Origin of the sequence: Sphingomonas sp. AX6, assembly GCF_902506605.1 — a bacterium.
In the GTDB taxonomy this organism is placed as follows: Bacteria; Pseudomonadota; Alphaproteobacteria; order Sphingomonadales; family Sphingomonadaceae; genus Sphingomonas.
In genome coordinates this window covers 561,478-572,770 of record NZ_LR733979.1, presented here as the reverse complement: position 1 = coordinate 572,770, position 11,293 = coordinate 561,478, and the positions used below count along the sequence as shown (strand labels likewise).

General features: G+C 62.2%; 6 protein-coding genes. 4 read left to right on the top strand and 2 right to left on the bottom strand.

What is annotated here, in order from left to right; genetic code table 11:
* Positions 1 to 66 precede the first annotated feature (66 nt).
* Complete coding sequence (locus ENHY17A_RS02810; RefSeq protein ID WP_201296423.1) at positions 67 to 1,458, top strand: amidohydrolase; 1,392 nt, start codon at positions 67 to 69, stop codon at positions 1,456 to 1,458.
* On the top strand, positions 1,455 to 2,768 hold the full coding sequence (locus tag ENHY17A_RS02805; protein WP_236547712.1) for an amidohydrolase family protein: 1,314 nt from the start codon (positions 1,455 to 1,457) through the stop codon (positions 2,766 to 2,768). Before ENHY17A_RS02810 ends, ENHY17A_RS02805 begins: the two co-directional genes overlap by 4 nt.
* Positions 2,769 to 2,988: 220 nt before the next feature.
* On the opposite strand, the gene ENHY17A_RS02800 is transcribed toward ENHY17A_RS02805, so the two are convergent.
* A complete protein-coding gene (locus ENHY17A_RS02800) occupies positions 2,989 to 3,747 on the bottom strand; it encodes a FadR/GntR family transcriptional regulator (protein WP_159709870.1) in 759 nt (252 codons plus the stop codon).
* 174 nt (positions 3,748 to 3,921) lie between these two features.
* Entirely contained in the window at positions 3,922 to 6,240 is a 2,319-nt protein-coding gene (gene bglX, locus ENHY17A_RS02795; RefSeq protein ID WP_159709868.1) for a beta-glucosidase BglX, read from the bottom strand.
* A gap of 305 nt (positions 6,241 to 6,545) precedes the next feature.
* On the opposite strand from bglX, the gene ENHY17A_RS02790 reads away from it, so the two are divergent.
* On the top strand, positions 6,546 to 9,701 hold the full coding sequence (locus ENHY17A_RS02790; protein WP_159709866.1) for a TonB-dependent receptor domain-containing protein: 3,156 nt from the start codon (positions 6,546 to 6,548) through the stop codon (positions 9,699 to 9,701).
* Positions 9,702 to 9,779: 78 nt separating this feature from the next.
* The gene (locus ENHY17A_RS02785; protein ID WP_159709864.1) at positions 9,780 to 11,288 is read left to right on the top strand and encodes a glucoamylase family protein; all 1,509 of its coding nucleotides are present in this window, start codon (positions 9,780 to 9,782) and stop codon (positions 11,286 to 11,288) included.
* The last annotated feature ends 5 nt before the right edge of the window (positions 11,289 to 11,293 follow it).

Here is an 11,293-nt window from a genome sequence, read left to right as displayed (position 1 = left end):
GGAAAAAGCCCAACTGCAGGGATAAGGGGGTTTCGCGTGATTCGTAGTTTCACCGCCACCGCGGCGATGGCCGCCGTGCTGGCTCTGGGCGCCTGCGCCAATCCGGACACGGGCACGCAATCCGCGTCGTCCAATTCCGGTACCCGGACCAAGGGTACGCCGATCGCACGCGATCCGTATCCCAGCACGTACCGTGTGTTTCCCGGCCAGCCGACCCTGGTCACCAACGTCACGATCCTGGATGGCGAAGGCGGTCGGATCGATAACGGATCGATCCTGTTTGCCGACGGCAAGATCGTCGAGGTCGCGCAGTCGATTGCCGCACCCGACGGCGCGACGGTGATCGACGGGCAAGGCAAGTGGCTGACCCCCGGCGTGATCGACGTCCACAGCCATCTCGGCAATTATCCCTCTCCCGGTGTTGCCGCGCATTCGGACGGCAACGAGGCGACCAACCCGGTCACGGCAGAGGTCTGGGCAGAGCATAGCGTCTGGCCGCAAGACCCCGGCTTCGCCCGCGCGCTCGCCAATGGCGGCGTCACCACGCTGCAAATCCTTCCCGGATCGGCGAATTTGTTCGGCGGTCGCTCGGTGACGCTTAAGAATGTGTATGGCCGCACCGTTCAGGCGATGAAATTCCCCGGCGCGCCTTATGGCATGAAGATGGCGTGCGGCGAGAATCCCAAGCGCGTCTATGGCGGCAAGGGTCGGATGCCCTCCACCCGGATGGGCAATATGGCGGTAAACCGCGCGACCTGGGCAAAGGCAGCCGAATACCGCACCAAATGGGTGAAGTATGAGGAAGACGGCGGCACTGCCCCGGCGCGCGACCTCCAGATGGAAACGCTGCGCGGCGTGCTCGACGGCGACATCCTCGTCCACAATCATTGCTACCGCGCGGACGAGATGGCGCTGGTCATGGATATGGCCAAGGAGTTCGGGTACAAGGTCACGGCGTTCCACCACGCCGTGGAGGCGTACAAGATCGCCGACCTGCTGAAGGCCAACGGCACCTGCGCGGCGGTCTGGGCGGACTGGTGGGGCTTCAAGATGGAGTCCTATGACGCGATCACCGAAAACCTCGCGATCCTGGAAAAAGAGGGCGCGTGCGGACTGATCCATTCGGACGACGCCAACGGCATCCAGCGGCTGAACCAGGAGATCGCCAAGGTCGTCGCGGCGGCTACGCGTTCGGGCATCAACATCTCCAAGGAACAGGCCTGGCGCTGGGCAGCGATCACGCCCGCCAAGGCGTTGGGCATCGATGATGTCACTGGTTCGCTGCGCGCGGGCAAGATGGCCGATATCGTGCTGTGGAACGGCGATCCGTTCAGCGTCTATACCCGCCCCGACCGCGTCTGGGTCGATGGTGCATTGCTGTTCGACGCCAATAACCCGCGCCTGCGCCCGGTATCCGATTTCGAGCTGGGCCAGCCCGGCGAGGGAGACGTGAAATGAGCCGCTTCAAGCTGAAACTGGCCGCGCTTCTCACCGCGACTGCATTCGCACTTCCCGCCGCTGCGCAGGACGTCGCGATCACCAACGCCCGCCTGGTCATCGGTGACGGATCGGGTCCGGTCGAGGGCGGCACCGTCGTCATTCGCGGCGGTCGCGTCGTTGCGGCAGGCACCGGCGTCGCGGTGCCCGCAGGGGTCCGCACCATCGACGCGGAGGGACGCTGGGTATCACCCGGTATCTTCGCCGGGTTCAGCCGCTTGGGCATCGTCGATGTCGACGGCGTGCAGGAAACCGACGACAGCCGCGCGCGCACGTCACCGTTCAACGCCGCGCTCGACGTCGTGCCTGCAGTCAATCCGCGCAACCTGTCGATCGGCATCAGCCGGGCGGAGGGTCTGACCCGCGCGGTCGTCGCACCGCGTGCATCGGGTGCGATCTTTGGCGGGCAGGGCGCAGTCATCGATCTTGCGGCCGATATGGACGCAGTCACTCGACCGCGCGCCTTCCAGTTTATGGAATATGGCGAAACCGGTGCGGGTGCGGCAGGCGGAAGCCGTCCGGCAGCCTTTGCGTCGCTGCGGAACACGTTGTTCGAAGTCGCTGCCTATGCCCGCAACCCATCGGTTTTTCTCGACCGTGGCAAGGAATCGCTGCTCACCCGCGCCGACGCCGACGCTCTGGTGCCGGTGGTCGAGGGTCGCGTGCCGTTGCTCATCCATGTCGAACGCGGCTCCGACATGCTGACCCTGATCGACCTGAAGCGCGAAATGCCTCGGCTCAATCTGGTGTTCGTCGGCGCCAGCGAAGGCTGGACCGTGGCGCGCGACATCGCCGCCGCACAAGTGCCGGTGATCGCCAGCGCGCTGACCGACCTGCCCAACAGCTTCGAGCAACTCGGCGCCACTCAGTCGAACGTCGGGCGGATGAAGGCGGCGGGCGTGCTGGTCGGAATCGGCATGATCAACGACGACGAGACGCGTCAGGCCCGGCTGGTCAAACAATATGCCGGCAATCTGGTGGCGCTGACCAAAGTGCCCGGCGCGACCGGGGTCGAATGGGGTGAAGCCTTTGCCGCCATCAGTTCGCGCCCCGCAGAGGCGATGGGCATGGGCGGCGAATTCGGATCGCTGCGCGCCGGTCGCCGCGGCGACGTGGTGATCTGGGACGGCGATCCGCTCCAGGTTGGCACCGCGGCCCAACTGGTGTTCATCGACGGCGTGGAACAGCCGACGGTCGATCGCCAGGACCGGTTGCTGCAACGGTATCTGAACCCCGCGGAGGGCGCGCTGCCCAAGGCTTACGAGCGGTAAGGCACGCTACCTTAACCCCGTTCGTGCTGAGCGCTGTCGAAGCACTGTCCTTATTTTCTTCGTGCCACGCGCTGTTCGGCACGAAGAAGGGCAGCACTTCGACAAGCTCAGTGCGAACGGGGGTTAGGGTTTGCGGATCCACACGGCCGCGCAAAACCCAAACCCGTTTGTTTCGAGCGGACGTGGAGCTGAGGCTCGGTCGCGGACCGCTCGCCCATCCTCAAGCCGCGTCATTGGCCTCAGTTTTCTTCGGCGGCACCCGGAATCGGTTGCGCAGCGCATTGGCTTCGCCCTTGGCGCGCTTCATCGCCTCGACCTCGGTCTGGCGCAGCAGATTTTCCAGCACGCGGTTGAGGTGCGAATGCATGGCGTTTCGCGCCGCATGGGGATCGCGACGTTTCAATGCGCGCAGGATATTCTCGTGATCGCGCAAACGCGGGGCGATGCCGCCCTGGCGTGCCTTGCGCATCGCGATCAGCATCGGGCTGGTGTCGCGCATCTTCCATAACTGTTCCAGCGCCGCGACGAAGGCCGGGTTCTGCGTCGCATCGGCGATCGTCATGTGGAAATCGCGGTCGGAATTTTCGCCGATCGTCGGCGTGGCATATTCGACCTGCATTTCGTGGAGCAAATGTTCCAGTCGCGCGAGTTGCGTGTCGTTGATGTGGACGGCTGCGGCCGCCGCAATCTCGCCCTCGATCGCGCGCCGCGCCTCGACTAGTTCGAACGGGCCGACATCGTAATCGGTCGGGCCTGCGCTGGTCGGCTCGGTGCTGATCACATAGACGCCCGAACCCGTGCGGACCTCGACCAGGCCCTCTATTTCCAGCGCGATGATGGCTTCGCGAACGGTGGGGCGCGACACGTTGAACAATTTGGCAAGATCGCGTTCGGCGGGCATCCGCTGGTCCAGCGTATAGGTGCCGGACGCGATCTGCTCGCGCAAATGCTCCGCAACCTGCTGGTATAACCGCCGCATTCCCACCCCTCTCGCGTGCATCGATCGCGCTAAGTCGTTGAAGACCAAGCCCGCCACTTGCGCGACGCAATTTACTTTCACGCGACCCTAACAAGCCAACCCGCCTGCGTCGCGCAAAAAAGACGCCCGGTCAGACCAATCCGACCGGGCGCTGGAGGGGAGATGAGGGGTGGTTTACTCGGTCAGCGTGAAGTTCGCTTCCTGAAGCTGATCCGAAGCGGTGCCGACGAACAGTTTGAAGTCGCCTGCTTCCGATCCCCAGCTCATGTCCTGGCGCGTGAACGCCAGGTCGGCATCGGTGATGGTGAACGTCACCCGGCGGCTCTGCCCCGGTTTCAGCGCAATCTTGTCCCAGCGCTTCAGCTCGAGCACCGGCCGCGTGACCGATCCGACCAGATCGCGGACATACATCTGCACGACTTCCTCGCCCGCGCGCTTGCCGGTGTTGGTGACCGTCACGGTCGCAGTAAGAGGCTGACCCTTGCGCACCGTTGCCGCACTTAACGTCACCGGCGAATAGTTGAACGTCGTATAGCTCAGCCCGTGGCCGAATGCGTAGAGCGGTGAGTTGGGCGTGTTCAGATACCGCGACAGATATTTCTGTTCCTTGTTATCCTCGCTGTACGGACGCCCGGTATTCTTCATGTCGTAATGGATCGGCACTTGGCCGACATTGCGCGGGAAGGTGACCGGCAATTTGCCCGACGGGTTGTAGTCGCCGTACAGCACGTCGGCGATCGCATGGCCGCCCATCGTGCCTGGATACCAGGCGTGGAGGATCGCATCGACATTGTCGTGCGCCCACTGGATCGAATTCGGACGGCCCGACATCATCACCAGGATGATCGGCTTGCCCAGCTTCTTCAATTCCACGAGCAAGGCTTGCTGCGTGCCCGGCAGGTCCAGATCGGTGCGGCTCGCCGCTTCCCCGGTCATATCCCATTTCTCGCCCATCGCGGCGACGATCACGTCCGAATTCTGCGCCGCCGCAATCGCTTCGGCAAAGCCCGACGTGTCGGTGCTGCCCAGTTCGTACGCCGCGCCCTTGGCATAGGTGATCTGCGGTGCGTTCCGGCGTGCCTGCAATCCTTCGAGCAAGGTCACGGGCCGGGTCTGGCGATCGCCCGCGGCCGACCAGCTACCGATCATGTCGGTCTTCGAATTACCCAGCGGGCCGATGACGGCGATGCGCTTTGCAGACGCTGCAAGCGGCAGCGCGTTGTTCTGGTTCTTCAGCAACACCATGGATTTGCGCGCGACGTCGCGTGCAGCCTCCAGATATTCGGGCTTGTAGAGCCCTGTCTTCTGACGTTCTAGGTTCGAATAGCGGAACGGGTCTTCGAACAGGCCAAGCCGGTACTTCATCTCCAGGATGCCCTTCACCGCGGCATCGACGCGAGCCATCGGCACGGTTCCTTCCTTCACCGACTGCGCCAGGCTGCCCATGAAGACGGCGCCCTGCATGTCCATATCGACCCCGGCATTGGCGGCCTGTTCGCCCGCCTGTTTCAGGTCCTTGGAATAGCCGTGTGGGATCATTTCGTTGATCGAGGTGTAATCGGTGACGACGAAGCCCTGGAAATTCCACTGATCGCGCAGCACGTCGGTCAGCAGATATTTGCTGCCCGATGCAGGCACGCCGTCCAGTTCGTTGAATGCGGTCATGATCGAGGCCGAACCGGCATCGATGGCTGCCTTGAACGGGGGCAGATAGGTGTCACGCAGCACGCGTTCGGAGATGTCGACCGTGTGGTAATCGCGCCCCGCCTGCGCGGCACCATAGGCGGCATAGTGCTTGACGGTCGCCAGCATCGTGTTGGTCGCGGACAGGTCGTCGCCCTGAAACCCGCGAACGCGCGCCTCGGCGATCTTCTTCGCCATATAGACGTCTTCGCCCGACCCCTCGGACACCCGGCCCCAACGCGCATCGCGAGAGATGTCGACCATCGGTGCGAAGGTCCAGTGCAGCCCTTCCGCAGTCGCTTCCTCGGCCGCGACTCGCGCCGCGCGTTCGATCGCGACCAAGTCCCACGACGCCGATTCGCCCAGCGAAATCGGGAAGATCGTGCGGTGGCCGTGGATCACGTCATAGCCGAACAGCAGCGGAATTTTCAGCCGCGTTTCCTCGACCGCCATGCGCTGGAGTTCGCTGGTATATTCGACGGTATAGGCGTTGAACAGCGCGCCGACCTTGCCCGCGCGAACATCCTCGCGATAGCCTTCACGAAGGGTGGGGCCGGTCGATTCCAGATCGCTGGTGAGCAGCGTCATCTGGCCGATCTTTTCTTCCAAGGTCATCTTGGCCATCAGGTCGGCGATGAACTTGTCCATCTTAGCGCTATCATCGCGTTGCCAACTGGCTGCATCGACTTGCTTTGTGGAGGAGGTCCGGCGCTGCTGGTCGTCGGATGGACGGGCCTGAAGCGGGGCGGAAAGGGCGAGTGCGGCGGCGAGGGCAGTAAGCCCGGCCCCGATATATGGACGCGCGATCATGCGGGATCCTTCTCCTGAAAAGACGAATGGCAGGTGTGACTAAAATCCCGCAATCGACGTGGAATGCGGCTCGAAAAGGCCCCTTGGTCTTGCCAATCAAGCCCGGCATTGGCAAGTGCAGTCCCATTGTTTTCGGTTAACGCGATGTTTTTATTGGCTTTTTGCTAAGTCGAATCGCTAGCGGCATATTCCGGCGAAATCTGCTTGACCAATAAGGGGTAGAGCGGGGATTAAACGGGCATACGTATGTCACAAGCGGCACGCTGAAGATGTTCGCGCTAACAAGAGCCACAGGGGAGTTTTCGATGACGTTCGAACGAGTTGACCGCCGCCACAACCGCAACCGCACGTCTGCGGTACGCCTTGCCGCCGCGCTGATGCTGGGCACCGCGGCGTCCGCCATCGCGATCGCGCCCGCCCATGCGCAACAGTCGAACGCATCGCTGCGTGGGACGGTCACCACCGATGGCGGCGTGACGGTCACCAGCGTGACAGCTATCGAAATCGCTACGAATATTCGTCGCAATGCGACGCTGAGCGCTGGGGGTGCCTATAATTTCCCTTCGCTGCGTGCGGGTGAATATCGCCTCGAATTCGTGCTTTCCAGTGGTCCGCGCACCACTGACGCCTTCACCCTGTCGGTGGCGCAGAACGCGCAACTCGATTTCGATTTCTCGCAAGGCGGGATCGACGCCACGGCCGCGCCGAGCGGAGACACCACCGAAGCCGATCTGGGTGCCGAAGGCGGCGACGTCGTCGTCACCGGCACGCGCATCCGCGAAATGGAAGGCGGCGAAGTCGGCATCACCATTTCGCAGCGGCTGATCGACCAGCTTCCGCAGAACAATCGCAACTTCCTGGCCTTCGCCGATCTGGCGCCCGGCGTTCAGTTCAACACCGATGGCGGAGGCAACAGCAGCCTGCGTGGCGGCGCGAACTCGCCCAGCACGGTAAACGTCTATATCGACGGCGTCAGCCAGAAGGATTTCGTCCTGAAGAACGGGATCACCGGCCAGGATTCGTCGCAGGGCAACCCGTTCCCGCAGCTTGCGGTCGGGGAATACCGGGTCATCAGTTCCAACTACAAGGCCGAATTCGGTCAGGTCGGATCGGTCGCGATCACCGCGATCACCAAATCGGGCACCAACCGGTTCGAGGGCGAAGGCTTTTTCGACTTCACCAATCAGGACTTGCGCGCAAAGACGCCAGCCGAGCAGTTCACGATTCAGCCGGACGGCAGCGCAGGCACCGAGAAGGTCGAAACACAGGACATGCAGTTCGGTGGCGCGCTTAGCGGCCCGATCATCCCCGACACTTTGTTCTTCTTTGCCACTTACGAAGGCAAGCGCATCCGTCGCCCGGTCGATATCTTCCCCGGCCTGGGTCGCGCGATCACCGATCTTCCCGCGGAATATCAGGGAGTTTTCGGACAGACCAACTCGGTCTTCAACTCGGACCTGTATTTCGGCAAGCTGACGTTCGCGCCTACCTCGCGCGATTTGATCGAACTGTCCGGCAAGTATCGCGACGAAAGCGGTTTTGGGGCGGGCAATGGTACGAGCGCGAGTGAGACCGCATCAACCACTAACACGCAGGATTTACGTATCGTTGGCCGTTGGGAGCATACCGCGGACAATTGGGTGAACGAACTCAAGGCGGAATATCAGGACGCGAGCTGGGCACCGACGCCATTGCTGTTCGCCGATGGCCGCCAGTTCGTGTATGACGGCCCAACGCCTGGTGCGCCCACCGTCAACCAGCGCGGCGTCCTGTTCACCATCGGTGGTGGTGGTGGTTATCAGGACAAGGGCCAGAAGGGTTGGACCGTCCAAGACGACTTCACCTACACGGGCTTTGCAGGGCACACGATCAAGGTCGGCGTGAAGTCGTCGTGGATCGAGTTGAATTCGCTTCAGCTGAATCGCTTCAATCCGCTCTATGTCTACAATCCCGCCTTCAACCCGAATGGCGGCACGTTCAATGACGACATCCCCTATCAGTTGCAATTCGGTGCGGCGACCGGAACGGGCAACCCGATCGTCACCACCAACAACTGGCAATTTGGCATCTATGCGCAGGACGATTGGGACGTTACCGATCGCCTGACGCTCAACCTCGGCCTGCGCTGGGATTATGAGGAAGTGCCCTCGTTCCTCGACTTCGCGCATCGTCAGGACGTGGTCGATCTGGTCACCGGCGTGACGCGCGGCGCGAATGGTCAGCCGCTTTATCCGAATCTGCAAAACGCAGATTACAACATCCGCGACTACATCTCGACCGGCAGTGAGCGTAAGGCGTTCACCGGTGCGTTCCAGCCGCGGATCGGGTTCAGCTATGACCTTGATGCCGATGGCCGGTTCGTGGTGTTCGGCGGCTATGGCCGGTCCTACGACCGCAACCAGTTCGACTTCCTCCAGCAGGAAGTTTCGGTCGGCTCCTACGCGATCCGCACCTTCAACTTCATCACCGGCGATCCGGAAAATGTCTGCGCGCCGTCTGCAACCTGTATTCCGTTCGACCCGGTTTATCTGACCGAGGCAGGGCGCGCTCAGTTGCTCGCCAATGCGCCCTTCGGCGGTGGCGCTGAACTGCGCTTCATCAAAAACGACCTGAAGACGCCTTATTCGGATCAGTTCAGCCTGGGCCTGCGCTCGCGCTTCGACGCGTTGAACGTCGAGGTCGGGTACAGCCGGATCGAAAGCAAGGACGGCTTCGTATTCCTGCTCGGCAATCGTCGCCCCGACGGCACCTTCTTCTTCGACAATCCGGCTAGTGCCACCGATACGCCTTCGTCGCCCTTCGGCTTCACGCCTGCGGGCTTTGGCAGCATCATCATCGGCGACAATGGTGCGGAAACCACGACCGACACTGGCTATGTAAAGCTGACCAAGGCGTACACGGCGACATCGCCGTGGAGCTTCGATGCGACCTATACCTACAGCCATGCCAAGGAAAATCGTAACACGACCGATCAGGGCGCGTTCAGCCTCGATTTCCCGTCGATCGACGATTACCCGACCGTTTTCGCTGTTGGCGTGCCGCGTCACCGCATTGTTGCGGCGGGCAGCGTCGATCTTCCGATCGGAGTCGCGCTGTCGGGCAAGTTCCAGATCCAGTCGCCCACCTATCTTCGTCAGTTGCAGGGCTTCCCTGTTCCGTTCGAGCGTGTGGTGTTCGACGACGAAGCATTCGGCAATGGAGACCGTTGGGGTCGCCGCCAGATGGATATCGCCGTCACCAAATATGTGCCGCTGAACTTCCTTCGCGACACCGCTCAACTCCGTTTCCGCGTCGATATCATCAATCTGTTCAACGACCGGAATTACACCAACTATAACAGCAGCGCGCTCGACAACACGCGCACGACACCGGTCGATACGGTTTATCGTGAACGCGTCGGCTTCGCGACCGGCGGCAATCCGCCCAGGACGATCAAGCTGTCGGCGGGCTTCAACTTCTAAGCCCAACCCATCGAGGGGCCGGTCCGCTTTCGCAAGCGGACCGGCCCCTTTTTCTTTGCCTATCTCACAAGGAGACGAATGGTGCGTATCCGCCCCCTCATCCTCTCACTGCTTGCTGGAGCAGGCGTTGCCGCCTGTGCGCCCTATGCGTCCGCGCCCAGCGATATTGCTGCACCGCAGGGATCGCCCGCCGACTTCACCATGTCGCGCGATCAGGCGGCATTCGCAGAGGATTTGCAGCAGCGCACCTTCGCCTATTTCTGGGACACGACCGATCCCAAGACCTGCCTCGCGCCCGATCGTTGGCCGTCCAACCCATTTTCCAGCATCGCTGCGACCGGCTTTGCGATTACCGCTTACGGCGTCGGTGCAGAGCGTAGTTACGTGACGCGCGAACAGGCGGCGGAACGCACGCTGGCCTGTGTCGAATATTACTGGAACGCCAAGATGGGCCCCGCCGAAAGCGGAGTTTCGGGGCATAAGGGGTTTTTCTACCACTTCCTGGATGGCAACGGTCATCGCTATCGCAACACCGAATTGTCGAGCGTGGACACCACCTTGCTGCTGGGCGGCATCCTGTTCGCCCAAAGCTATTACGATCGCGACACGCCGACGGAGGCGCGCATCCGCGATCTGGCGGAGCGTATCTATAGCCGGGTCGACTGGACCTTCATGCAGCGCAAGGCCGGCGATCCGCGCGCGGCCAACATGCCGCAATCGCGCGGGATTGCGATGGGGTGGAAGCCCGAACGGGGCTACGAGCCGAACGACTGGATCGCCTATGACGAAGGGATGCTGGTCTATATCCTCGCGCTTGCATCGCCGACGCATCCGGTGACCAAGGAAGACGCCTGGGACAATGGCTGGGCGCTCGGGCTGGGCAAGCGCTGGGGCCAGTTCATGGGCCAGGAATATGAAGCGTTCGAGCCGCTGTTCGGCCACCAGTACAGCCATGTCTGGGTCGATTTCCGCGGCATCACCGAACCCTATATCGCGTCACGCGGGATCGATTACTTCGAAAATAGCCGCCGCGCGACGCTCGCTCATCGCGCATACGGCATCGCCAATCCGCAGGACTGGAAGGATTATTCGGGAGACATCTGGGGCTGGACCGCGTCCGATGGACCGAAGGGCGTCGACGGGCTCGTCGTCAACGGAAAGCCCCGCAACTTCATGACCTATTCGGCGCGCGGGGTGTCGCCGACGATTACCCGCGACGACGGCACGGTGGTCCCGACCGCAGCGGGTGGATCGGTGCCCTTTGCGCCCGAAGTCACCATCGACGCGCTGATGGCGATGAAGGACAAATATGGCGATCGCTTCTACACGAAGTACGGCTTCAAGGACGCGATCAACCCCAGCTTCACCTTCCAGGATCAACGGGTCACGACCGGCACCGTCCATCCCGATATCGGCTGGGTCGCGCGCGATCATCTGGGCATCGACCAAGGCCCGATCCTGGCGATGATGGAGAATTATCGCAGCGATCTGATCTGGAAGACGATGCGCAAGAACCCGCACATCGTTCGCGGTTTGCGTCGCGCGGGCTTTTCGGGCGGTTGGCTGGACCAGGCACCGCGCGACTGAGGCGG

What these genes read in the sequence shown, in the direction of transcription:
- ENHY17A_RS02810 (WP_201296423.1), top strand. Translation starts at nt 67, where the DNA reads ATGGCCGCCGTGCTGGCTCTGGGCGCCTGCGCCAATCCGGACACGGGC.
- ENHY17A_RS02805 (WP_236547712.1), top strand. Translation starts at nt 1,455, where the DNA reads ATGAGCCGCTTCAAGCTGAAACTGGCCGCGCTTCTCACCGCGACTGCA.
- ENHY17A_RS02800 (WP_159709870.1), bottom strand. Translation starts at nt 3,747, where the DNA reads ATGCGGCGGTTATACCAGCAGGTTGCGGAGCATTTGCGCGAGCAGATC.
- bglX (WP_159709868.1), bottom strand. Translation starts at nt 6,240, where the DNA reads ATGATCGCGCGTCCATATATCGGGGCCGGGCTTACTGCCCTCGCCGCC.
- ENHY17A_RS02790 (WP_159709866.1), top strand. Translation starts at nt 6,546, where the DNA reads ATGACGTTCGAACGAGTTGACCGCCGCCACAACCGCAACCGCACGTCT.
- ENHY17A_RS02785 (WP_159709864.1), top strand. Translation starts at nt 9,780, where the DNA reads ATGGTGCGTATCCGCCCCCTCATCCTCTCACTGCTTGCTGGAGCAGGC.